This window comes from Gluconacetobacter entanii (assembly GCF_013155425.1).
In the GTDB taxonomy this organism is placed as follows: Bacteria; Pseudomonadota; Alphaproteobacteria; order Acetobacterales; family Acetobacteraceae; genus Novacetimonas; species Novacetimonas entanii.
Genome location: NZ_JABJWD010000072.1, coordinates 12,243 through 36,827, shown reverse-complemented (window position 1 = coordinate 36,827; position 24,585 = coordinate 12,243). Strand labels below are relative to the sequence as shown.

The 24,585-nt window shown below is 59.1% G+C and carries 19 protein-coding genes and 1 pseudogene; 9 read left to right on the top strand and 11 right to left on the bottom strand.

Features of this window, described 5'->3' with window-relative positions:
• Nucleotides 1–243, bottom strand: a pseudogene (locus HNH97_RS12840) (DNA primase); the annotation flags it as partial.
• Between the two features lie 89 nt (nt 244–332).
• Here HNH97_RS12840 and HNH97_RS12835 point away from each other — a divergent pair.
• Nucleotides 333–608, top strand: a complete 276-nt coding sequence (locus HNH97_RS12835) for an HU family DNA-binding protein (RefSeq protein WP_007400755.1) — start codon at nt 333–335, stop codon at nt 606–608.
• A 77-nt stretch (nt 609–685) separates the two neighbouring features.
• Here the strand turns inward: HNH97_RS12835 and HNH97_RS12830 are convergent, their stop codons facing one another.
• The 3 genes from HNH97_RS12830 to HNH97_RS12820 form a co-directional block, all read right to left on the bottom strand.
• Entirely contained in the window at nt 686–1,888 is a 1,203-nt protein-coding gene (locus HNH97_RS12830; RefSeq protein WP_007400754.1) for a hypothetical protein, read from the bottom strand.
• Between the two features lie 138 nt (nt 1,889–2,026).
• Complete coding sequence (locus HNH97_RS12825; protein WP_159263356.1) at nt 2,027–4,099, bottom strand: ParB/RepB/Spo0J family partition protein; 2,073 nt, start codon at nt 4,097–4,099, stop codon at nt 2,027–2,029.
• 325 nt (nt 4,100–4,424) lie between these two features.
• Complete coding sequence (locus HNH97_RS12820; RefSeq protein ID WP_171791137.1) at nt 4,425–4,823, bottom strand: MerR family transcriptional regulator; 399 nt, start codon at nt 4,821–4,823, stop codon at nt 4,425–4,427.
• Nucleotides 4,824–4,896: 73 nt separating this feature from the next.
• Here HNH97_RS12820 and HNH97_RS12815 point away from each other — a divergent pair, with 73 nt between their 5' ends.
• Genes HNH97_RS12815 through HNH97_RS12800 form a run of 4 tightly spaced genes read left to right on the top strand, consistent with a single transcriptional unit; the run spans nt 4,897 to nt 11,147 of the window.
• Nucleotides 4,897–5,547: a cation transporter gene (locus HNH97_RS12815; RefSeq protein ID WP_007284432.1), complete on the top strand. Its 651-nt coding sequence runs from the start codon at nt 4,897–4,899 to the stop codon at nt 5,545–5,547.
• Nucleotides 5,540–6,982, top strand: a complete 1,443-nt coding sequence (locus tag HNH97_RS12810; protein ID WP_171791136.1) for a TolC family protein — start codon at nt 5,540–5,542, stop codon at nt 6,980–6,982. The genes HNH97_RS12815 and HNH97_RS12810 overlap by 8 nt, the downstream gene beginning before the upstream one ends.
• Nucleotides 6,979–8,013: an efflux RND transporter periplasmic adaptor subunit gene (locus HNH97_RS12805; protein ID WP_171791135.1), complete on the top strand. Its 1,035-nt coding sequence runs from the start codon at nt 6,979–6,981 to the stop codon at nt 8,011–8,013. The genes HNH97_RS12810 and HNH97_RS12805 overlap by 4 nt, the downstream gene beginning before the upstream one ends.
• Nucleotides 8,013–11,147 carry an efflux RND transporter permease subunit gene (locus HNH97_RS12800; protein ID WP_171791134.1) on the top strand — a complete coding sequence of 1,045 codons (3,135 nt, stop codon included), beginning with the start codon at nt 8,013–8,015 and terminating at the stop codon, nt 11,145–11,147. Before HNH97_RS12805 ends, HNH97_RS12800 begins: the two co-directional genes overlap by 1 nt.
• Nucleotides 11,148–11,173: 26 nt before the next feature.
• Here the strand turns inward: HNH97_RS12800 and HNH97_RS12795 are convergent, their stop codons facing one another.
• Nucleotides 11,174–11,437 carry a hypothetical protein gene (locus tag HNH97_RS12795; RefSeq protein WP_216657658.1) on the bottom strand — a complete coding sequence of 88 codons (264 nt, stop codon included), beginning with the start codon at nt 11,435–11,437 and terminating at the stop codon, nt 11,174–11,176.
• A 181-nt stretch (nt 11,438–11,618) separates the two neighbouring features.
• Nucleotides 11,619–13,805: an SF1B family DNA helicase RecD2 gene (gene recD2 / locus HNH97_RS12790; RefSeq protein WP_171791133.1), complete on the bottom strand. Its 2,187-nt coding sequence runs from the start codon at nt 13,803–13,805 to the stop codon at nt 11,619–11,621.
• Between the two features lie 443 nt (nt 13,806–14,248).
• Here recD2 and HNH97_RS12785 point away from each other — a divergent pair, with 443 nt between their 5' ends.
• On the top strand, nt 14,249–16,078 hold the full coding sequence (locus HNH97_RS12785; protein WP_244949436.1) for a recombinase family protein: 1,830 nt from the start codon (nt 14,249–14,251) through the stop codon (nt 16,076–16,078).
• Nucleotides 16,079–16,154: 76 nt separating this feature from the next.
• On the opposite strand, the gene HNH97_RS12780 is transcribed toward HNH97_RS12785, so the two are convergent.
• Together HNH97_RS12780 and HNH97_RS12775 are read right to left on the bottom strand one after the other, a co-directional pair.
• Nucleotides 16,155–16,931: a segregation/condensation protein A gene (locus HNH97_RS12780; RefSeq protein WP_110560944.1), complete on the bottom strand. Its 777-nt coding sequence runs from the start codon at nt 16,929–16,931 to the stop codon at nt 16,155–16,157.
• Nucleotides 16,921–18,258 carry a transposase gene (locus HNH97_RS12775; protein WP_171791132.1) on the bottom strand — a complete coding sequence of 446 codons (1,338 nt, stop codon included), beginning with the start codon at nt 18,256–18,258 and terminating at the stop codon, nt 16,921–16,923. Before HNH97_RS12775 ends, HNH97_RS12780 begins: the two co-directional genes overlap by 11 nt.
• Before the next feature lie 433 nt (nt 18,259–18,691).
• Between HNH97_RS12775 and HNH97_RS12770 the strand changes: the two genes are divergently transcribed.
• Together HNH97_RS12770 and HNH97_RS12765 are read left to right on the top strand one after the other, a co-directional pair.
• A complete protein-coding gene (locus tag HNH97_RS12770) occupies nt 18,692–20,137 on the top strand; it encodes a tyrosine-type recombinase/integrase (protein WP_110095979.1) in 1,446 nt (481 codons plus the stop codon).
• Between the two features lie 85 nt (nt 20,138–20,222).
• The gene (locus HNH97_RS12765; RefSeq protein ID WP_110095978.1) at nt 20,223–21,149 is read left to right on the top strand and encodes a ketopantoate reductase family protein; all 927 of its coding nucleotides are present in this window, start codon (nt 20,223–20,225) and stop codon (nt 21,147–21,149) included.
• Between the two features lie 312 nt (nt 21,150–21,461).
• On the opposite strand, the gene HNH97_RS12760 is transcribed toward HNH97_RS12765, so the two are convergent.
• Nucleotides 21,462–22,535 carry an alkene reductase gene (locus HNH97_RS12760; RefSeq protein WP_087608926.1) on the bottom strand — a complete coding sequence of 358 codons (1,074 nt, stop codon included), beginning with the start codon at nt 22,533–22,535 and terminating at the stop codon, nt 21,462–21,464.
• Between the two features lie 306 nt (nt 22,536–22,841).
• On the opposite strand from HNH97_RS12760, the gene HNH97_RS12755 reads away from it, so the two are divergent.
• On the top strand, nt 22,842–23,003 hold the full coding sequence (locus tag HNH97_RS12755; RefSeq protein WP_239020463.1) for a hypothetical protein: 162 nt from the start codon (nt 22,842–22,844) through the stop codon (nt 23,001–23,003).
• 424 nt (nt 23,004–23,427) lie between these two features.
• On the opposite strand, the gene HNH97_RS12750 is transcribed toward HNH97_RS12755, so the two are convergent.
• On the bottom strand, nt 23,428–23,577 hold the full coding sequence (locus HNH97_RS12750; protein ID WP_081477948.1) for a DUF2474 domain-containing protein: 150 nt from the start codon (nt 23,575–23,577) through the stop codon (nt 23,428–23,430).
• Nucleotides 23,564–24,583 (bottom strand): cytochrome d ubiquinol oxidase subunit II, encoded by a 1,020-nt coding sequence (cydB, locus tag HNH97_RS12745; protein ID WP_087608924.1) that lies wholly within the window; start codon nt 24,581–24,583, stop codon nt 23,564–23,566. Before cydB ends, HNH97_RS12750 begins: the two co-directional genes overlap by 14 nt.
• Nucleotides 24,584–24,585 lie beyond the last annotated feature (2 nt).

Below are 24,585 nucleotides of genomic sequence, written 5' to 3'. Positions count from 1 at the left end.
GTCGAGCAGATCGCCATGCTGCCCCGTCGCGCCATCCGTCCATTTCCCCGCACGGCCACGGCCGTCCGGTCCACCATGCAGGCGGACATAGAGCGACCGTCCCGGCGTGTTGTGGACGTCGCCGACCAGCCAGTAATTGCCGTGCCGTCGCCCGGCCGAGAGGTAATGCCAACAGACCGCCTCGGCATTTTCAGCCAGCCTGCGGGCCAGATCGCCAGCATCCCATGACTGCGTATCTGTCATCTCACCCTCCCTGCAGGCTTGATGCCGCCATGATTCCCCCGTAACGGCAGAGGCAACGGGCACAGGCCCGAATGCAAAAGGATAGTTTCATGAAGATTGCCGATCTGGTCGATCATATCGCCACCACCACCGACACGAGCAAAACCGATACCCGCAAGGTGCTGGACGCACTGATCGAAGCGATGACCGCCGCCGCCAAGGCCGGTGATGAAATCACCCTGCCGAACTTCGGCAAGTTCAAGGTCAGGGAAGTCGCCGCCCGCGAAGGCCGCAACCCGGCCACGGGTGCGACCATCCAGATCGCGGCCTCGCGCAAGCTGGCCTTCACGCCTGCCAAGGCGCTCAAGGACAGCCTGAACGACTGACCTGCCGACAGGCAAAAGGCGGCGGCCCCTGTCCGCCGCCCCTTCCCCACCACGCCACTTTCTGATGACAGGCCCGCTCATCCGACCTTCTCCATCAGCTTGCGTGCCCTGCCCTCCAGATCCAGTCGTGTGTCCTGGTTGGTTTTCGTACGGGCCAACGCCGTAATTCCCTGTACGAAATCGAACACGCTCTCGGGCTTGCGTCCCTCCTCGTGCAGCACAGTTTCGATGATCCTGGTGGTTTCCGGTTTGGAGAACCCACGACGACGCAGGAAACTTTCCCGATCGTCATCTGTTCTGGCAACCAGCGCACGACGTGACGCCTGAATGCCGGAGACGAACGAGGCCGGGCTGGCCGTAGCGAAATTCCGGAGCGCCGGTGTCGCCTGATGCACAAAGCGCAAGGCGGCAAACTTGCTATGCCGGATCGTGATCTGTTCGAAATTTTCCACGCCCCAGAGCATTCTATTTTGGCACACTCCGCGTAGATAAAACGACGCAATACCGAGACTTTTACTTCCGACTTCCGAATTCCAGGCATAGAAGCCCCGGAAATAGAGATCGGGATCGCCATTGGGCAGGCGTCCGGCCTCGATCGGATGCGTGTCGTCGACCAGAAACAGGAAGACATCGCGATCCGATGCGTAGAGCGTCGTGGTCTCCTTCGTGATGTCGACATAGGGATTATGGGTCATGGTCGCCCAGTCGATAACGCCCGGCACCTTCCAGTTGGTATCGCCTGTGCCGTCACCGGCAATTTTCTGTACTGCACCAACCAGTTCGTGGTCCCAGATGCGGCCGTAATCTGGCCCCGTCACGGCGCGCAGTTCCACACGCCCGTCCTCGGTTTCCAGCGTTTTCACCAGTTCGGCGCGATGCGACAGCAGCCCATGCTGCAAATTGATCGCCGCCAGTGGGGCCGGAAGGTTACGCAGATAGGACGATGGTGCGCCGACAAGACTGCACATCTGGCCAAAGGACCAGTGGGTGGGCGCGATCGGCTCATTCTGCCCCGGCACGGTCAAGGTCAGGCGCTCGGTATTGTCGCGGGATGCTTCCACACGGATGGCGCGGCTCTCGACAGTGCGGGCCGTAGCCCGATCCGCCCGCGCCAAGGTCGCGGCATGCAGGTCGGACAGCGAGAGATACCGCTCGTCATCGGGGCGCGAGAACCATTCGGACGATACGCGGGTGCTGCGTTCGCCACGGGAGGGATCAATCCGGAAACCGCCAGATGCGGCGCCACGGGACGCAGGGGGCAGGATGGTGGCTGTGGTCATGGAAAACTCTCCTCTGATGCCGGTTATTCGGCACAGAAGGCGAAGCCGCCCTCTCCCTCTTTCCGGGGCGCCGGACATAAAAAAAGCGGCTTCCGGTGCCCGGAAGCCGCTGTCTCAAAGTTCCAGACCTCATAAGGGTTACTCGGCGGCGATGGCCTCCATACCCTCGTCCACCGTTGCCGTTTCAACCGGCACTTGCTCTGCACCTCCTGCCGTGCGCAACGCCTCGGGCAGCCAGCCCGAACCATCCAGCAGCCGCTCGGCCTCGCGCGCCATGTCGGGCTTTTTCAGGTGGGCAATACGGTCAGCCGCCTCGTCACCGCGTGCTTCGCGCACCGCCTGCAGGATGCGCGCCTTGGTCACCCGGCCGAGATAGTTCTCGACCGTCGGCTGCCAGCCCGCCTCAACCAGATCAAGGCTGAGGGCCGACGCCAGACGATCGGCCCGCTTGAGGCGCTCGGTGACGCTGCGCTGAGACACCGCGCCGTAGGCGGGCATGCGCTCGTAGAGTGCGTTGACCCCGAAGGACAGGCAATGCGCCAGCAGAGCCATTCGACTGGCATCGTCCAGCCCGTCGATCCAGCGCCACAGCGCATCCTCGTCATCGGGCAGGTCGTGCTTCCAGCCTTCGTTGCGCTGGCGCAGCGCGTGGGCCGGCACACTGCCCGGCATATCGGGCGAATGGACCGGCAGAGAAATTTCCCGGACATAGGCTTCCAGGCAGTCCGCACCCGATGTCTGCCAGTAAACATCACGCACCAGCGTATGCAGCATTTCGGTCAGCGCGATGTGCGGGTTGCTGGCAAAAGCATCCCGCAGGGCGAGCGTGCGCCAGGCCGTCAGTTCAGTGAGAAGCCGGTCAGGCAGTGGTTTGATCCCGTCTTCTTCCTCGGGCTCGACGTCGGGAGCGATGTTGTCGCCCTCCTGATAACCATGGCCTGTGCTATCATGGTCCTGCCCATCATATGCGGGGCGATCGTATTCATCGGCGCTGCCCGCATCATCGGTCTCTTCCGGCTCAGTCGGCATGTCCTCGGGTAGGACGAAGCCCCGCTCCACCTGCAGCGTGCCATCGCTGGCAAGGCTGACGAAGGCCCCGGCCCGCGCCATGTCAGCGGGATCGAATGCGAGGGGACGGGCTTCCAGGGCAAGAATGGCCTGTTCGATCTCGCCCAGCTGTGCATCCACCTCATCAGGGTATTCATCGGCCTGGGCGTATTCAGCCTCGATGGCTTCCTGCTCGGCACGCAGGGCTTCAAGACGGGCTGTCTCTTCATCGGTCAGGGGCACTTCCGTGCCATCGATCTCGACGAACTGCCTTGTGTGCCCCCATGGGAACGACAGGGCGGTTTCGACCCACTTCCAGCCCTCGGCGCGGACCTGTTCAGCCGCCTCCTGCAGCTTTTCCATGACCAGCCGGTCCAGAATGGCCGGATCCTGCAGCCAGCCGCCGTCATCGGCCTCGAACAGGTCGCGCATGATAGGCCCACCGGCCGCGAGATAGGTGTCCAGTCCGACGAAGCGCACGCGACGGTCCGAAGCCCGCACGGTTTTCTCCGTCAGCATGCGGCGAATAACATAGGGCTCGCGGTTATGGCTCTGGCTGACAATCTCCCAGACCTGCTCCTGGCGGGCATGGTCATCGCTGATGGAAAAGGCCATCAGCTTCTCCAGGTTCATGCCGTCCTGCTCATAGATATCCAGCAGCTTGTCGGACACGGTCATCAGCCGCAGGCGCTGTCTGACCACGGTCGGTGCGACGAAGAACGCTGCGGCGACTTCCTCCTCGGACATGCCTTTCTCCAGCATGTCACGGAAGGCACGGAACTGGTCCAGCGGATGCAGGGCCACGCGCTGAACATTTTCGGCAAGGGAATCATCCTCGGCAAGGATGGCCGATCCGGCCTCGCGCACGACGCACGGCACGGGCGCCGTCTTAGCCAGTTTCTTCTGCTTCACCAGCAGTTCGAGGGCACGGAAACGACGCCCACCGGCAGGCACTTCATAGCTGCCGGTTTCGACACCAGCATCATCAAGGACGGGGCGGACGTTAAGGCTCTGCAGCAACCCGCGGCGCTCGATGTCGCGGGCCAGTTCCTCAATCGACAGGCCGGACTTCACACGCCGCACGTTGGACTGGGACAGCACCAACCGGTTGAAGGGGATGTCGCGGGACGAACTCAGGCTGATTTTGGGAATAGCGGTCGCCATGGCGAAACACTCCATGACGGGCGAACAGGAGACTCTCTCCCATCCTCTCAACCCGTCACGAAAATCCGCGCAGCCCTCTGACTCTGAAGGCCCCGGACGCACCCAAAATCCGCGGCCTTTTCCCGGCAGGAAAGGGGGGGGACAGCAGAATGTCTGCTTCAGAACTGGCCTGATCATAAACTGCCACCATGGGAGCACGTATAGTCCTTGAATTTTCCATGAGGATTTTTCAGATTCTGACACGTGAGGATGAGGCCGTATAATTATTTCGGGTAATCTTCCCATCAAATGCAGAATCGACTAGCTGCGAAAAAAGTCAGGAGAACTAATTATCAAACGGAGAAAGAGCTTCAATAATTCGGCATTCTGAAATATTACCTCCCCGGCATGATTTTATTATCGTAGAAAGTTCATGACGCAATGCCTTGAGATCCGCAATTTTGTGCTCAATCTCTGCCATATGGTCACAAGCAATTCTATCAACTGTCTTACAATCCTGGGTTCCCTGATCCGTTAGGGATAATAGAGTTCTTACCTGATCTAATGAAAAACCCAGATCACGGGATCGACGAATAAAAGACAGTCTCGCGAGCGCCGCATCATCATAAACGCGATAATTGCCATCGGTCCGCTGTGGCGGAGCCAGCAGTCCGATCCGTTCATAATAGCGGATCGTCTCGACTTTGGTATTCGTTGCCTTTCCCAAGGCGCCAATCGATCGCATTCCCTGCCTCTTGACCCTGTAGTTGCTACAGGGAGCATACATTAAAACAGATGATTCGTCAGGGAGGCGCCGGATGGCAGGAGGATGCTGTGGTGGATGCACAGATACGCCGCTACCAATCAATAAATCATGGCGGAGAGCGCTCCTGATCGCGCTTTTTCTCAATGCCAGCATGTTTGCCGTTGAAGCTGGGGCTGGCGTGTCGGTTGGATCTGCATCCTTACAGGCGGACGCGATTGATTTCCTTGGCGACAGCGCCAACTACGCAATAAGCCTCAGTGTTGCCGGAATGGCATTGCGATGGCGAGCTGGCGCGGCCTTTCTGAAAGGCCTGACCCTGTTCGTGGCTGGGATATGGGTAATGGCCAATGCTGGGTGGATGGTAATGAACAGCAACCATCCGCCTCACCCAGACGCAATGGGCGGCATTGGTCTGCTTGCCCTCGCGGTCAATCTGGCCTGTGCCCTCATATTATGGACACACCGGAAAGGTGATGCCAACCGCCGTTCCGTATGGATATGCTCTCGTAATGATGCGATCGGAAATGTTGCCGTTGTGCTGGCAGCTCTGGGCGTGTTTGGCACTCGTTCTGCGTGGCCGGATATTGCGGTAGCTGCCATCCTTGCGATGCTTGGTATTAGTGGAGGTGTGCAGATTATGCGACAATCGAGAGTAGAACTAACAGATAACAAATCAGATATATCACGACATATCAATGTATAAACCATATAATACTTTAGAATATATTAAGCAGGTAAGAATACGCACACGCTATAATGCGGCATTCGTTCTCCTGATTTTTCCCCTGCTCTGTGGCTGCACAAATAGTGGTCACTCAAATATTTCGCCGGAATCAGATGTCCAGAAATTTTCCAGCCGTCAATTTACGGATGCCGGATTGCAAGAATTCATTACAAAAGTTCTCGGACCAAACGTATCGAGTCAGGAAAACGCATGGGGCATCACTCGCCTGACGCTTGCTACCTTGTATTTTCATCCCGATATCCTTGTAGCTAAAGCTGAACTGGAAACGGCTCGCGCTGGAATCAAGACAGCCGGTCAACTGCCCAATCCCAGTTTCACGGTGCTGGGTGGCCCATCGGCTCATTACGTCGGCTACGGCGCGTCAATACTGATCGAATTTTTCGGCAGGCGTTATCACCGTATCAAAGAAGCCAGATATCGGGCTGCGGTCGCGCAATGGGAAGTCATCAATACTGCATGGAAACTACGCAGCGACACGCGGTCTGCTCTTCTCGGCGTCTGGGCTGTATCCGGGCGCCTCAAGCTTGTGGAAGAGACTGCGGCAGCTAAACGCGAACTCTTTACCCTGGAACAGGCACGTTTTGATCAGGGGCGAGCATCCGCTCTCGAAATATCGCAGGTACGGACGGAAATGATCCATGCCGAGTTGTCTGTCAGTGATCTGCGGCGCGAGTATGCCGTCCGTAAGGCAGCTCTGGCAGGAGCAATCGGGGTTCCTGCCGAAGCACTTGATTCCATTGCTCTTGATACAAAAGCATTTGATGTCTGTCCCGACCTCATGGAATACCGCGATTCACAGGACATGAGATACCAAGCCGTAATGCAACGCGCGGATCTGCGGGAACTTCTTGCGTCTTATGACGCCGCCCGACAGGCTCTACGGGTCGAAGTTTCCCGACGCTATCCCGATGTCACCATCAGTCCCTCCTATAACTGGGATTTTTCAAATCGCTTTGAGGTAAATCCCTCTCTGCAAATTCCGATTTTCAATCAGAACGAAGGCCCCATAGCTGAAGCTGTTGGGCAGGAGCATGAGGCGGCGGCTCGTCTCCGGCGTGCAGAGAACACGGTGTTTAAGTCCATCTCGCAGGCTACGGCCAATTACCGCGGCACGACATCAATTCTGCTACAGGCGGATGAACTTGCCAAAACCGTACGGGTAAGGCTGAACCAGATGCAGCACCGCCTTCAGTCAGGCGCAATCGACCGACCAACGATGGTTATGACTCATATAGAGCAGATTCAAGCAGAGACCGCTCTTCTTGAAGCAGAAATTCAGCAACGGCAAGCCATAGGTCAGATCGAAGATGGCATGCAGCAGCCCATTTTTGATCACACCAGTGCCGCGCAGGTTTCCGGCCTGCTTGAAAATAACCAAAGGAACTCACCATGAAAGCGAGGGCCTTCTGGCTGCCTCTTGTAGGTCTTTCTGTCTTCCTAGTTCTAAACGTGGCGGACATTGCTATTGCAGATGATGATGATCCACCAGTTTCGGTTCTTGGCGCAGAGGCGACCGTGACGGTCTCCCCGGAAGCAGTTACGAAGAGTGGCATCGCTTCTGCACGACCCAGCATCGTGCCTTGGAGAAAGTTGGTTTCCGCCTATGGTTACGTTCTGAACGCAACACAACTTATCACTCTTGTTAGTGATTATGCTGACATGAAAGCGCGGCTGGAGAGCATGCAGGCACAGCAGACGCTTGCCCGTGCGAAACTCGATCGTGACAAAGGACTGTATCGCGACCGGCAGAATATCTCTCAGGAACAATTCCAGGAGACAACAGCCAGATTTCAGTCCAACTCAGCTATGGTAAAAGCAGAACAGGTCCGGGTGAATAACGCACTTAATATTATCAGACAGCAATTTGGTTCGGTCATATCTGACGCTACCGAAAAAAATACAATTTTCATTACACAGTTACTTCAACAACAAGTGGTCTTGGTCAAGGTGACCCTTCCACCAGATACGGATCTACCAACCCCACCAAGTCAGGCGGATGTGACCGATTATGGAAACACGGGTGGACACGGGACAATGCTCCACTATTTGTCTCCTGTAACCATGACCGATCCTGCTATTCAGGGGCGTAGCTTTTTCTATTTTGCGTCGGCTGAAAGTCAGCTTGTCGCGGGCATGAATGTTTCCGTTCTCCTGCCTACCGAAGAGGAACGTCCCGGTATCCGGATACCTGCATCAGCTATTATCTGGCTGCAAGGTAAGTCGTGGATATACCGTGATAACGGACACGGAAAATTTACACGCCTACCCCTTACGACCGACGTGCCGGACCGAGAAGGTGGCTACCTGATCCAAGATACTCCAGGACAAATCACACACGAAACGCAAATCGTCGTAGGGGGTACGCAATTACTTCTGTCTGAAGAATTCCGAGCTCAGCTTGAATCAGGAGGCGATGACGACTGATGACGGGACGTTCTTTCAGCCTTCAGGCAGCTATTATCGGGTTTTCGATCCGCTTCCGGGGCGTGGTTATCGCAACCGCATGTCTGTTGTTCTTCTATGGCCTGTATGGCTTGAGACATGCCAGCTATGATGTGTTTCCGGAATTCATTCCGCCACGGGTCACGATCCAGACCGAAGCCGCTGGTTTTACGCCGGAACAGGTCGAAACATTGGTTAGTCGCCCAATGGAAATTGCCCTGAGCGGTCTCCCGGGTATTCAGCGCGTGCAATCGACTTCGATTCAGGGACTGTCAGTCGTCAACGTCCTGTTTGCGACATCGACCGATATTTATCGCGCCCGGCAACTGGTCGGGGAACAAATGAATGTTGTTGCACAGCAATTGCCAGCCGGTGTTCATGCTCCGACTATGACGCCACTGACCTCATCCGCCGGTCTGGTACTGGTGATTGGTCTGACGTCGGAACAACAGTCCCTCATGCAGTTGCGCACGCTTACTGACTGGTCATTAAGGCCGCGTCTGCTGGCGTTGCCTGGTGTGGCTGGAGTCAGTGTGTTTGGCGGGGAGCGTCGGTCACTCCAGATACAGGTACATCCAGACCAACTCATCTTGCATCATATCGGACTTGATGACGTCCTTGCGGCTGCCCAGGAAGCAACTGGCATACAGGGGGCCGGCTTTATTGATACCCCGAACCAAAGAGTCGTTCTTCAGTCTGACGGTCAGGCCCTGACGCCAGAAAGTCTGGCCCGCACTGTGATTGTCCGCTCTGATAATGGTGCTGTCACACTGGGCAGTATTGCCACTGTAACTGAAGCCCCTATTCCCGCCTTCGGCGCGGCCAGTATCGAGGGAAAGACAGGCATTGTGGTTAATATATGGGAACAGTACGGTGCCAATACGATGGCTGTGACCCGGGAAATCGAGGCGGCACTTACCGATTTCCGCCCGCAATTGCAGGGACAGGGGATTACATTGCATGCTGACCTGTTCCGACCCGCCAATTTCATTACGACCGCATTGGGGAATGCCACACAAGCATTGCTTCTGGGCGGTTTTCTGGTGGTTGTCGTAATCTTTCTTTTCCTTTTTGACCTGCGAACCGCTGCAATCTGTTGCGCCACCATACCTTTGGCTATTCTGATAGCCCTGTCGTTGCTGGAGACACTCGGGGTTACTTTGAATGCCATGACCCTGGGGGGGCTTGCTATCGCCATCGGCGAGGTCGTGGATGACGCCGTGATCGGGGTCGAAAATGTTACACGCCGATTGCGTGAAAACCGGCTTCTGGTCCAGCCCGCATCTACAGCGCGCGTCGTACTCGATGCATGCGTTGAAGTCCGCAGTGCAGTGGTTTACGCGACCTTTGCTGTCATTATCGTTTTCTTGCCTGTCATCGCCCTTCCCGGACTTTCGGGACGACTGTTTGCTCCACTGGCAACAGCTTATGTTCTTGCGGTCATGGCTTCTCTTGCCGCTGCTGTAACCGTTGTACCTGCACTCTGCGCATGGCTCTTGGCGACGCCTGGAGAAACCCGGAGAGAGCCCCCCCTGGCAGGATGGACCGCCAGAGCTTATGAACGTCTTCTGGCCAGATTAATGCGCCATCCCCGATTTGTTATAGGCGGGATGATCCTGACCACCTTGATAGGGTTTGCGGCCCTTCCATTCCTTGAAAGCGATTTCATTCCTGATTTCAAGGAAGGTCACCTTATCATTCATATGACGGCTGCTCCGGGGACTTCCCTGGAACAGTCTCTGAAATTAGGTAGACAGGTTACAGAAAAACTTCGTCAGCTTCCCGAAATCCGTTCGGTTGCTCAGAGAGTCGGACGCGCCTCGCTGGATGAGGACACGTCTGGACCACATACCAGCGAGTTTGAGGTTGATTTGAATCAGGTGGATGGGAAGGCTTCCCGACAGATTGATGCCCGCGTTCGCAAAGCGCTTGACGGGTTCGTTGGGGCCAGTTTTTCTGTCAGTAGTTTTTTGACGATGCGCGTAAACGAAACCCTTTCTGGTTCGTCTTCGGCTGTGGCAATCAATATTATTGGCGATGATCTGGATGTATTGGATATCCAGGCAAATAATATTGTCCGCATGTTGCATCAGATACATGGCGCAACAGATGTCCGGATAGAAGCACCCCCTGGTGTTCCGGAACTTGCTATTCGGCTACGCCCTGCTGATCTGGAGCGCTGGGGGCTTCGGTCGGCGGATGTACTCCGATCCATCCATACAGCCTGGCAGGGTGAAACCGTGGGGCAGATATACGAGCGTTCTGCGGCTTTTAATGTTATGGTTCGTCTTGATGACGCAAGTCGTAATGATGTTGCGTCTGTCGGCTTCCTGCCACTGCATACTGTTCACGGAAACTACGTACCACTCCGCGCTGTCGCAGACATATATGAGACGAACGGTCGCTATCAGGTGTCACATCTGGGAGCACAGAGAACACAGACTGTCACCGCAAATGTTACAGGACGATCAGCTCAATCTTTCGTTCAGGACGCACGCACGGCTATAGCAAAAAATATCAAACTGCCTCTTGGAACCTACGTTCAGTTTACATCCGCAGCGGAAGCTGAATCACAATCACGCAAGGAACTGTTTATAAATTCCGGGCTCGCTGCCATAGCGGTCATGATTCTGCTCTCAATAATCACACAAGGATGGCGCAATCTCGCTCTGATACTCGTCAATCTTCCCTTCGCATTTGTCGGCGGCATTCTGGCAATCATTGTTTCCGGCACAACGCTAACTCTTGGGGCAACAGTCGGCTTCGTTACTCTATTCGGGATTACGCTTCGGAATTCGGTGATGATGATTTCGCATTTTGAGACTTTGGTCGAGCGGGAACATCTCACATGGGGAGTAACAACAGCGCTCCGGGGGGCCAGAGACCGCGTCGTCCCCGTACTCATGACATCGCTCGTTACGGCGCTTGGACTGGCGCCTCTGGCTGTTGATATGAATGCGCCTGGGCGGGAAATCGAAGGACCTATGGCAGCTGTCATTCTTGGAGGGCTCATGACATCAATGATACTTAACCTGTTTGTTTTGCCTATTCTTGCTGTCAAATTTGGTAATTTTTCTGAAAACGAAACGGGAGTTCCGGAAACCTTGTTCAAGTGACAGGTATGGGCCACTGCTGCACCGAACTACTTGAAGATTATGCCTGATATACCAATAGAACCCAGAATGAAAACTGCTTCCGTATCAGGTTCGGCCACCATTCGGTCTGGCTCGACCTTCTGGTTGGGTTCGGAATTGCCTTCATGAATCTTGACGCTGTCCAGAAAATCTGGATTGCCGCCCGCACCGAACATCATCGTGTCAAGGCCGAAAACCGAAAGTATAGTTGCCCGATCCGAATGATTTATGCTCGCTGCCCAGTGGCTTTGGGCGTGTCTTGCTACGGCCAACCTAAGCGCCTGTATTCTTGCTGGTTATTTCCCATAACGATCACCCCACTCTCTGCTCCAAGTGATAGCGGGGGACTGCGCGGACTATGTCCGCTATGCGAAAGGCGAGCCAGCCCACTTTTATGTCCGACATGAGGGCGAAAGCCGACATGGGGACACACCCTTCACCCCCGCCACTCCATCATGCGACGCTACCGGCCAGCCACTCCCTGAGCTTCGACCACCGTCGCCTTCCGCCCTGGTTTCGCACGGCCATGCCCAGCGCCTTCTTCTGCCCCACAAGCACGACGAGCTTCCGCCCCCGTGTCACGCCCGTGTAGAGCAGGTTCCGCGCCAGCATGGCGTAATGCTGCGTCACCAGCGGGATGACCACCGCCGGATATTCCGATCCCTGGCTCTTGTGGATCGTGGTGGCGTAGGCCAGCACCAGTTCGTCCAGCTCGCCGAAGCCGTAAACGACCTCCCGTCCGTCGAATGAGACCGTCAGTTCGCCTTCTTCGATATCGATCCTGTCGATAACGCCGAGATCCCCGTTGAAAACGTCCCGGTCATAATCGTTGGCGATCTGCATCACCTTGTCACCGGGACCATAGGTCCAGCCAAACCGCTCGACCTTCACCTCGCCCGGCGGGTTCAGCGCCTGCTGCAATTCGATATTCAGCGACCGCGCACCAAGGCCACCCCGGTTCATCGGGCAAAGCACCTGCACGTCGCGGACCGGGTCCAGTCCGAACCGCGCCGGAATGCGATCCTTCACCACCACCAGCAACTTGCGCAGCCCGATCTCCGGTTCCGCCGCCTCGACGAAGTAGAAATCCGACCCTTCCTCCGCGCTCAACTCCGGCATTTTGCCTTCGTTAATCCGATGCGCATTGGTGATGATGCGGCTCTGCGCCGCCTGGCGGAACACCTCGGTCAGCCGCACCACAGGGACAGCACCGGAGGCGATGATATCGGCCAGCACCTGCCCCGGTCCGACCGACGGCAACTGGTCCACGTCGCCCACGATCATCAGGGCTGCGCTATCGGGCAACGCACGCAGCAGGGAGCGCATAAGCAGCACGTCCACCATGCTGGCCTCGTCCACGACCAGCAGATCGCAGGTCAGCGGGTTGGTATCGTCCCGCTTGAAGCTGCCGGTCGCCGGATCTGTCTCCAGCAGGCGGTGGATGGTCTTGCCTTCCAATCCGGTGCTTTCCGACAGGCGCTTCGCCGCCCGTCCCGTTGGCGCGCAGAGCTGCACGTCCGTGCCCTTGGCCGTCAAGATCTTCAGGATGGCGTTGACCAGCGTGGTCTTGCCGACGCCAGGACCACCGGTGATCACCAGAACCTTGCTGCGCAAAGCCAGGCGCACCGCCTCCTGCTGGCTGGGAGCCAGAGCGAGCCTGGTCTTTTTCTCCACCCAGGTCATGGCTTTTTCAGCATCGATCTCCGGCCAAGGCGGTCGGCCGACGGTACAGGCATGCAGTCGCTCGGCGATGCTCTGCTCCGCGCGATAGAGACCAGCAAGGAAGATACAACTCGTCTCTCCCACGCTGTCAGCGACCACGTCGCCCGCTTCCAGTTCCAGTGTGAGGGCTGTCTCGATCAGAGGGGCGGCGACCTCCAGCAGTTCGGCGGTGCTGGTCAGCAATTCCCCGACCGGCAGACCGCAATGCCCCTCATCCATGGCCTCGCCGAGCGCGTAGGAGATCCCTGCCCGCACCCGGATCATCGCGTCGGGTGCGATCCCCATCTTCCGGGCAATCTGGTCGGCGGTCTTGAACCCAATCCCCCGGATGTCTTTCGCAAGCCTATAGGGATTTTCGCTGATCAGTTGGACCGCATCCTGACCATAGGTCTTGAAGATACGCACCGCCCGCGAGGTGCCGACACCATTGCTGTGCAGAAACAGCATGATCTCGCGGATCACCTTCTGATCCGCCCAACCACCGACAATCCGTTCGGCCCGCTTGGGGCCTATGCCCGTCACCTCCCGCAGGCGTTCAGGTTCCTGCTCGATCAGGTCGAACACCGCCTCGCCGAACGCTTTCACCAGCTTCTTCGCGTAGACGGGGCCGATGCCCCGGATCATGCCGGAGCCCAGATAGCGTTCGATGCCCTCGACCGTGGTCGGCGGGCTGGCCTTGAGGAACTCGACCTTGAACTGCAGCCCGTGGGTATGATCGTTGAACCAGCGCCCCGACATCTGCACGAACTCGCCTGCCGAGATCATAGCGGCATGGCCGACGACAGTGACCAGATCGCGCTGTCCGCGCACCTTCACCCGCAGAACGCAGAAGCCGTTCTCGGCGTTGTGGAACGTCACCCGCTCCACGAGGCCTGCCAGCGCTTCCGTGGGCGAAGAGTCGGTGGCGCGTCCGCTCATCCGGCCTGCCGGAGGATCGGCACTTCCGTATCGTTCATGATTCGCCCTCCCCTTCCGTCACGCCGCCGTAAGCCAGTATTTGTACGACGCGCCTCTATCCGGGACTACCCATAACTACGATTCCGCACTCTGGAGCACGCGCAGGCGCGACCTTCCACAATGCGGATTTCCTTTGAAATAACAGTCATCTGTCCGGATCGTGCATCTGTTTTCCTTGCCATGCGGTCGGAAGAGAGCAACGATGACCGACAGACCCAGCCAGTCCATTGCCCCGGCGTATCGACCACCCGAGCCCGAATTGCGGCTTGTCCTGCGCCCCGATGCTCCCGACCCGCGTCTCGTGGCGCTCGTCCGCCTCATGGCCCGTCGCGCGGCACGGGACTGGTTCCGATCTCAGCAACAGGAGCAGCGCCGCCGCTCCGGACCGTAAGGGATACCCCGCCATGAAGGTCGCGCTCTACGCCCGCTATTCGTCCGACAACCAGCGCGACGCCTCGATCGCTGACCAGCTCCGCGTCTGCCGTACCTACGCGGAAAAACAGGGCTGGACCATTGTCGAGGAATATACCGACCACGCCGTCTCGGGCGCGTCTTTAATGCGGCCCGGCATCCAGGCGCTGATCGCGGATGCACAGCGCGGACGGTTCCAGATCGTGCTGGCCGAGGCGATGGACCGCCTTTCCCGCGACCAGGAGGACATCGCCGGCGTCTTCAAACGCATGAACTATGCTGGCGTGCGGATCGTCACCCTCTCCGAGGGCGAAGTCTCCCACCTCCATGTCGGCCTCAAGGGCACGATGAACGCCCTGTTCCTGAAAGACCTGGCGGAGAAGACCCATCGCGGCCTGCGCGGCCGGGTCGAGCTGGGCAAGTCCGGCGGCGGCAATGCCTACGGCTATGACGTGGTACGCAAACTCGACGCCAATGGGGAGCCGATCCGGGGCGACCGCACCATCAACTCGCAGGAAGCCGAGGTGGTCCGTCGCATCTTTCGCGACTTCGCAGCCGGGCTGGGACCGCGCGCCATCGCCTTCCGTCTCAACGACGAAGGCATCTCCGCACCGGGCAGCGGGGCCTGGGGCTTCTCGACCATCAATGGCAACCGGCTACGCGGCACCGGGATCCTCAACAACGAGATGTACGTGGGCAGGCTGGTCTGGAACCGCCAGCGTTTCATCAAGGATCCCGACACCGGCAAGCGCCAGGCCCGCCCCAATCCGGAAGCCGAGTGGGTGATCCAGGAGGTGCCGGACCTGCGGATCGTCGATCAGGATCTGTGGGATGCCGTCAAGGCGCGGCAGGCCAGCGTCAGCGCCAGCCACGACACACGCGACACATCCTCGCCTGACCATTTCCGCGAGAAGCGCCGTCCCCGCTATCTGTTCTCCGGCCTGAGCAAATGCGGCTGCTGCGGCGGCGGCTATTCGATGATCTCCGGCACCTTGCTCGGCTGCTCGACCGCCCGCAACAAGGGCACCTGCGACAACCGGACCAATATGCGCCGCGAGGAACTGGAGCGGCGCGTGCTCGACGCCCTGCGTCACCACCTCATGGACCCGGACCTGTTCGCCGAATTCTGCTCGGCCTTCACCACCGAGATGAACCGACTGCGCATGGAGGCATCGGCCGACATCGGCGCAGCGGAATCAGAACTGAAGCGGGTTGAGCGCGACATCCAGCGCCTGATGGATCTCTACCTTTCGGAAGCGATTTCGATCGAAACGGTCAAGGAGCGCGGATCCAAGCTCGAAGCCCGCAAGGCGGAGTTGACGGAGTTCCTCGCGACCGCCGAGGCGCCCCCGCCCCTGCTCCATCCCCAGATGGCGGAGTTCTACCACCGGCAGCTCGCGCGGCTGCACGACATGCTGCATTCCGAACTGGACGAAAAACGCCAGGAGGCGGCTGAGGTGATCCGCTCGCTGATCGAGGTGATCATCCTCACGCCGTCCGACAAGGGCCTCCAGATCGACGTCCGGGGCGATCTCGCGGGCATCCTGACGGTTGCGTCAGGCGGACAAACGAAAACCCCAGCCCGTTTCCGGACTGGGGTTCGTGATGCGTTGGCATCGCAAGTTCAGATGGTTGCGGGGGCAGGATTTGAACCTACGGCCTTCGGGTTATGTGCCAGAAAGCCCGTACCGGCGCGAGTATCGTCGCATCTCTCTCGCACGGGACTCATCGGTAATCCCACGCAGGATATTGAGGGATACTTCATTAGACAGACGCGGTTTCTCATGAGCAATACGCAGTGTAGCATAAACTCAGTCGTGTAGTCCCATTCCTTCGCATGCGAAAGCGGATCTAATGGCGAGATCCTGACCATTCCTGAGAGTCTGCAACCGCTATACATCACGCCACGGGAAATTTAATCATATCGATTGACGCATCTCCCGCCCGCACCAATTCCAGCCCAGCCACAAATGTCGCAGCCACAGCCGTTCGACGACCAATCGTTCCCTCAGGCTCGGTAGACGCCATCGCGGGAACACAGCCCCATATGTTCCGGAAAGTTCCGTTTCTCATTTTCGCTCGGATAAAGGCCAATGCATCGCTCACACGCCAGTAGGAGGGCACATCGATCCGATAGATCGGGACGGATGTCTCGACCCGTGCCAATTCGTGCTCCAGCGTACCGAGACAGGCTTCCATTAGACTGAAATACGTCCCCTGCCTTCCCAAAACGCCGCTCTTCACGGCGCCCCTGCCCCGCGCAAAAACCGACACCCCAAGCTGTGGCTTCGCTTCCAGCCAGTCTGCCGCTGCGCGCATCTCCAGCATCCCCTCGATCTGGCCGACCGTCCGGCGCGCCTCTTTTTCGGCAAGCTGTTTTTCCGCCTGCTTGGCAAACAGCAGCCGCGAGCGCAGGAACACCAGCCGGGCGATCCAGATCACCCAGTCCGCGCGCTGCATGAGCGGCGTCGTGCGGGCCAACCGCTCCGCCTCAGCGACAAACTGGGCCGCCAGGTCCGCGATGGACAGGACGCCCAGATCCAGACGCTGCCGTTCTGCCAGATCCAGCAGCAGGTCCAGCGGGCCGTCAAACCCCTCGACATGGAACTCGGGCACCGCCGGGCGCGGCCGCCGGCGCGGCGGATCGCCCCAGTCTTCGTCCTCGTCAGGCGACATTGGCGGTCTTCCTGTCATCAGCGCGTGCGTAATGCGGCCGAATGTCGAACATCAGCTCTGGCCAATCTGTCCGTATCTGCTCCAGCGCCTGCCACGGCGTCCATTCCGCCGACCAGAAGTGGTAGACCAGCCGGGCACTGCGGCGCGCGCGCTGGTCGAGCGGGGCTTCGACCTCCACCCGGCGCAACGGTAGCAGCGTGCCCCACTGCGCCTGCAGCCAGGCTGCCGCCGCACGGGAGTCCGCCCCGGCTTCAAGAATGGGACCGGGAACCGGTACCAGTCGGTGCAGGTCAAAGGCACAGGCAGGGGTGCCTGCCGCCTGATGCTGCAGGGCAACCCGATGCAGGCGCTCGGACGCCTGCCGCAGCAGCCGGGCCAGCGTCACCGCCTGCGCCCCCTTTCCCGCCATCGGCGCCAGCAGGCGGGCCTGTTCGTAATCAAAATCCACCTGCCAGGGAATGATCCCCGGGCCCTGGGCCGCCGCCCGGAACCGGGCCACGGCACCCACCGGACCGCTCACCGTCAACGTCGTCCAGATCCAATCCGGGGCGGGCCGCGTCGTGCGTCGGCGCGCCGCTGTCCCAACTGAGGACTCTGGCGGGGACCCGGATTTTGTCCGGGGTACCCGGTGGGCCGGGCGGTCCGGACGTCCCAGTGTCCGGTCCAGCACGAACCGGATCCCCGGCACCGACAATGGATCCCCGATCGTGCCATGCGCATCGATCCCCCGGAACGCTGCCCCCCAGCGCAACTGCGCCGCGGCGCGCCAGGCGGCCCAGGACCGCACCGGACAGACGGCCGGATCCCGGCGCCGCCGCAACCGGCGCAGCTGGTGGTGCCCGGACCGGGGCCGCAGCAGGGCGACGGTCATGCCGTCTGTCGTGTCGCTGATGTCTTCCACCGTCAGCCGGGCCAGCGCTTCAGCGCCGATGTCCAGCGTGGCCGCCAGCAGCAGCAAAGCCCGGTCGCGCAGGCCGGACAGGTCGGGGCCGCAGCGTCGCGCGGCGGCCAGCAGCGAAGCCACATCGACCCCGGCCCCGGTCCGGCGCACCCGCGTAGCGGGCAGGGCGACATCAAGCCCCTCGCCATTGGCGGCACACCACGCCGTCAGCGCCGCGCGATCCACCACCAGGCTCTGCCGCGGCCGTCCCGCCTTCGCCCGGGCCTCCAGCCACGCTGCCACCGCCACAGGGCCGACCGGAAAGCCGCTATCGGCTGGTTGGGTCCTGACAAAGGCGCGCCAGGAGGCCGCATAGGCCCGTGCCGTGGCCGGCGACAGGCCGGTCGGGGGCCGCGCCGCCTGCAGCGGTCGACCGATCTCAGCCATTCTGGTCGGATCCCCGGTTTTCCGCCCTAAACTCGCTGCAGGCCGACGTCGGACGGACGGCGAAAGCGGACAGCCTGCCCACCCTCAGCGGAAAACCGCGCTGCCTGACCCTGACCATATTAAGGCGTTTGTGCTTCATATAATACGTCGTATCATGTTAACGGGTTTTGGAGAACGGAAAAGCGCCCGATTGATCCTGAAAGGCGGGGTTTCCCGGACTTTCTGCTCCCTCCTCTCCCTGCCAGTCAAAATCCGACCGATCAAAAATCTACTTCCGATAAGTTATCTTGTCGGAAGTAGATGAAAAATTCCAAAATGCCTGCTAAAATCCCGAAATGCGCCTGTTTCCGAGCCTTTTCGCCAAGCCTGTCTGTGTGCCCCTTCCCTGCTGCCCAAGTGACGGCCAGGGGCCATACGCGCGGGCAAGCCTGCCATGCTGAGCGATGTCCGGATCCTCGGCTCCAGCAGGCGCGCGCAGGCCGCGTTGCACGCCCGCGTTGACCCTCTGACGCGGCAGCGTCTGGCCGAGACACAGGATCCGGCGCGCTGGCGCGAAATCCTCTCGACCGCCTGTTTCACACCGCCCCTGCCCCTGCTTCTGGCGGGCATCGAATTGCCGGACGGTAGCTATTCCCCGGATACCCCCCTCGCCCAAGGCGTGCCGTATGCGTCGGCCGCCCAACAGATGGCTCAGGACCATGTCGCCGATATCCCATCAGGGTTTGAACTGGCCGTCGGTCTGGAAATCGATGATGGCGTGCCCAGCTTCCTGGCCTGGTTCCGGCCGCTCCAGTCCGTAGGCTCCCGTTCCGAGACGGCAGACGCAGCGCCCCCTGCGCCCGTCGGGCAACCGGCTGCTGCCGTCGCGCAATGGTTTTCCGTCGTCTCGGCACAGCCCCTCCCCGAACATGATGGCCGCCTGGCTACGGCACGTCAGGCCGCCGATGCCTATATGCACCGCAGCAAGGCCGAAAACACGCTGCGCACCTATCGCGCCGCCGTGCGGTCCTGGTGTCGCTGGGCTGCCGGCCATGCCCTGCCCGCCCTGCCGGCCCGCAGCGAGGATGTTGCCGCCTATCTGGCCGACATGGCGCTGCAGGGCCGCAGGACCAGCACCATCGACCTGCATCGTGCCGCCCTGCGCTACCTGCACCATCTGGCGCAGATTGCCGTACCCACCGCCCACCCGATGGTGACCGCAACCCTTGCTGGCATCCGTCGGGAAGCAAAAGAAACCCTGCCCCGCCAGAAAACTGCGCTCACCTGGGACAGGCTGGTCCGGGTCGTCGAAGCCATCAGTTCCCATGATCTGGTCGGTGCGCGGGACCGGGCCATTCTTTTGCTCGGTTTTGCCGGTGCGTTCCGGCGCTCCGAGCTTGCCGCACTGAAGGTGGACGACATCACGGTGGACGAGGATGGCATGCAGATCCGGCTGGGCCGGTCCAAGGGGGATCCCCAGCGCAAGGGTACTCTGATCGGCATCCCGCGGGGCCTGACCCGGAACTGCCCGGTTCTGGCATACGAGACCTGGCTCCGGCAGGCCGGGATCACGGAAGGTCCGGTCTTCCGGCGCATCTGGTCCGCGCGGGACCGCAGGGCGGGCGCCACTCCCGTCGGAGCCCCGCCCAGGATCGGGCCGCACGCCCTGTCGGACCGGGCGGTCACGGACATCATCCGCAGGCGATGCGGCGACACCCACCTCGAAGGGGATTTTGGCGGACACAGCCTGCGCCGCGGCGCCATCACCACGGGGGCAAAAGACGGGTATGATCTCCTGGAGCTGAAGCGCTTCTCGCGGCACAAAAGTCTCCAGGTCGTCGAGACCTATATCGACGCGGCCTGCATCAAGGCCCGGCACCCCGGAAGATCGAGATTCTGAACCTGTCTTGACCCCTGCCTCCAGAGCGCTTCAACTCGCCTTCAACCGCAACACGTCAGGCGGACCAAAGAGAGGAAACAGCGTCATGGGCTCGAGAATTCTTGTTGTCGGCGCGGGTGCCGTGGGTGGATATTTTGGCGCGCGCATGGCCGGCGCCGGGCATGACGTGACCTTTCTGGTGCGCGAAAGGCGCCTGCAGCAGCTCCGTGCCGAGGGCCTGTGCCTGATCAGTTCTGTTGGCAACGTCACCATCGCCCCCCGGATGGTGATGGCCGGTGGGATTGAGGGTCCCTACGACATCATCCTGCTCAGCGTAAAAGCCTATTCCCTGATGGCGGCAATGAACGATTTTGCGCCTGCGGTGGGACCGCAGACATGGATTGTCCCGCTTCTCAACGGCATGCAGCATCTTGATAGTCTGGCAGACCGCTTTGGCCCTGCCGCGGTCATGGGGGGGACGTGCTTTATCGTCAGCAAGCTTGATGCGCAGGGGCGCATTGTCCAGGCGGGTTCTCTCCCCCGGCTTTCCGTGGGGGAGCGGGACGGTCGTGAGACGCCAGCGACGTGCAGTATTGCGGAAACCCTGTCGGGGCCCGGATTTGAAACCGTGTGTTCCACCCACATCCTGCAGGACATGTGGGACAAATGGGTTCTGCTCGCCGCCCTGGGCAGCATCTGCTGCCTGATGCGCGGAACCGTGGGGGATGTCGCCAGCCAGCCAGCAGGTCAGGATTTTGCACAGGCGGTGATCCATGAATGTGCGTCAACGGCCGCTGCTGCCGGTTATCCCCTGCGGGATGCCACCCTGAAGAGCACTGTCAGTCTCCTGACGAAAACGGACTCCACCCTGACGTCCTCCATGTTCCGGGATCTGCTGCAGGGCGCTCCTGTGGAGGCGCAGCAGATTATTGGTGACCTGGTCAGGCGGGCACGCGTCCATCAGATCCCTACGCCTCTCCTGGATCTCACGGATCTGAATCTGCGCGTGTATGAACAGCAAAGGCATGCGTGAAGACGCACAGGGCGGACACGAGGTACCGGCGGACACATCCGCTTCAGAGATCATGGCCGCCTTATTCGACGATAATTCTTCCCACATGAACAGCCGGAATGAAACGTCTGACTTGGGAGAAAGGAGATAGTCGGCTGTCATAGGGACTACCAAAAACAGGCTTTCGCAGCATTCAAATTCATGACAGGGGGTAGAAATATTCAAGTGATTTCATCCTGCACATGACAAGTATCAGGTCGGCATCTAAATGTTTTCTATAGTTAAAATGCAAGCTCCTTTCCCTGGAAGGAGCTTGCGGGAAAAAATAGGGTGTCAGCGAGCAAGTGGATAATCGGTATAGCCTTCTGCACCCTGCGAGTACCAGGTGCGGATATCGTCCTTGTTCAGGGGCAGATTGTCTTCCAGACGACGCACGAGGTCCGGATTGGCGATGAATGGGCGACCGAATGAAATGGCATCTGCAACACCGGTTGCAACTGTCTCGATCGCTTCATCGCGTGTGTAGTCCTGATTCAGAACCAGCGGCTTCTTAAACACTTCGCGGATCGGGCCATGCAGCTTGGGCTGATCGGTCTTGCCGAACGTGCCATTCGGTCCGGGTTCGCGCAGTTCAAGAAAAGCGATGTCGAGGTCGTTCAACAGCTTTGCCGCCGGCACAAAAACCTGCTTGGGATGGCTGTCGATGCAGCCCTGCGTATCGCCATTGGGGGACAGCCGTACTGACGTTTTGTCCGCGCCAATCGTTGCGATCACGCGTTCCGTGACTTCACGCAGAAAGCGGATGCGCTTTTCCGGCGAACCGCCATACTCGTCGGAACGATGGTTGGTGCCGTCCCGCAGGAATTCGTCGATCAGGTAACCGTTGGCGGCATGAATCTGCACACCGTCAAAGCCTGCCTGAAGAGCATTGCGAGCGGCGTTTTCATAATCGTCCAGGATGCGGGCAATGTCCTCCCTGGTAAGAGGACGGGCAATTTCGGGAGCCTGTTTGCCGTCATAAGTATGGAGCGCTTCAGGTGCTTTTGTCGCCGAGCAGGACACAGGCTGCTGACCCGTCACGCTGGAATGCACCATGCGGCCCATGTGCCAGATCTGGGCCACGATCTTTCCGCCCTTTGCATGGACTGCAGCGGTGATAGGCTTCCAGGCTTCTACCTGTTCCTGCGACCACAGACCCGGCGCATACGGCCAGCCAAGACCTTCGCGGCTGATACCAGTCGCTTCCGAGATAATCAGACCGGCCCCAGCGCGTTGCGCGTAATATTCGGCCATGATGGGAGTGGGTACATGCTCGCGGGTGCCCCGGCCACGTGTCAGCGGCGCCATGAGAATTCTGTTTTTTGCGTAAATGCTTCCCAGTTCAATCGGCTCAAACAGGCTGGGCATGACAGATCCTTCTTAAAAAACGCAGTTCCTAGGGATTTGGGAAGCCTCATGTGGAATACAACAGGAGGCCTACCACCTCGTCTGACTTGAGGTAGAACGCGCAGGCTGAGCATCTGAACTGGTTGCCCTGGACCTTGCCGATCTGAGCAGTGTCCGCGCATGCACCGATCAGTTGAATGAACGAACCCGCTGCGCGGGATTGGTGTGACATGGAAGTCTGTCACCACGGCGTGAGAGATCTATTTTATTTGTAACTGTCCTGATCGGGCCAAGCACTCTGGCTTTTTCCCACCAAAAGGAGCCCGGATGATGACGGAGTCCCTGTGCATTGCTGCAATCAGTCACCTTCGCCAGCGCCTGCTTGATGACATGGCGGTGCGGCGGTTCTCCCAGGGAACGCAACGCAATTACCTTCGCAATGTCGGCCGTTTCGCTATGTTTCTGGGCCGCTTAGGCGTCACGAATTGAGCCGCCATGACCACGTCGCCTTCGTTCTACTTGCTGTCATCGTCCACCATGATGACCAGTCGTCCTGCACGCATGGCCTGGCTCGCGTGGGCTATCCGCTTCCACTGACTGTCGCTCAGACCATACCGTCGCATTCACACTCTTCCCGTCCCATCAACAGGAAGAAAACATCACAGATCAAACGGGAGTACAAGCGGCATAATCCTCCCGCTTAACTGACGAAACGCCCTAGTTCAATGCGGATCATGGCAACAGCATGGGACGGCGGCCCGTTGCTCTGTGAGATACCGATTTATTTCCGGCGACCCGAAATCAGGCAAAAGATCGCCGCTAAACGGCTCAATAAGATCGTGGCAGGAATTCAACTGGGTATAATCAATGTTAAAAAATGAATCTGTGGTTGTCAGAACAACCACAGATTTAGTCATTTTGGTACGATCATGTGAACGAGTAGTGCGCTTGCGAATAACGCTGCTGTGCTAAGCGTCCATATGCCGATGAACCAACCTATACGCTGGCTAAGGCGCCGGGGCGCGTTGTCCCCATTGCCCTGTACAATCTCAATGATAGCCATCTGCTTCCGTTACCTTTCCCCGGAACACACGATAGGAGTAGACTGTGTAGGTCAGGATGATCGGCAGCAAGATGACGGTGCCGACCAGTTGAAAAAATTGACTGGATGGGGGGGATGATACATCCCACAGCGTCAACCCGGGCGGAACAGCATACGGCCATACCGTAATCCCGAGTCCGGACAGGCAGAGAAAGAACCAACCGAGAGCACACAGGAAGGGTCCTTTGGAATGCCCACGACGCAGACCGATGGTCAGTAGAAAACCTAGTGCGATTACCAGAAGGGGAACGGGTGCGACAAATACGATATTGGGCCACTCGGTCCAGCGTCGCAGGTAGGGTGCGTGCAACATAGGCGTCCACAGGCTGACAGCGACGATGCATACAAACAACCCGATTGCCAGCAGCTTCGCCCATTTGCGGCAGGAAGCTTCTAGCACGTCGGTTGTGCGCCAGATCAACCAAGTTGCCCCGAGCAGGGCATAACCGCACATGACGGCCAGTCCGCACAGCACGCTGAATGGGGTCAGCCAGTCCATTGAACTGCCAACAAAAGCTCCATCCACGACCTTGATTCCCTGAACAACTCCGCCGAGGATTGCGCCCTGGCAGAAAGCAGCGATTCCCGATCCAATCATGAAGCCACCGTCCCACAGTTTTTCGCGTCCAGTCCCGCGTGTCATGATACGAAATTCGAAGGCTACACCCCGGAAGATCAGGGCAACCAGCATGAGCACGATCGGCAGGTAAAACGCGGGAAGCAGGGTTGAATAGGCCCCAGGAAAGACCCCGTAAAGCGTAGCGCCACCAAGGACCATCCACGTTTCGTTTCCGTCCCATACAGGGGCAATGGTGTTGACCATCACATCCCTGCGGCCTTCATGCCGTTCCACGGCGAACAGCATTCCGATGCCAAGGTCAAAGCCATCAAGGACGACATAGATGGTGATCGCAGCGACCAGAATAACGGCCCATATGATCGGAAGCCAGTATGCGACGTCCATCATGT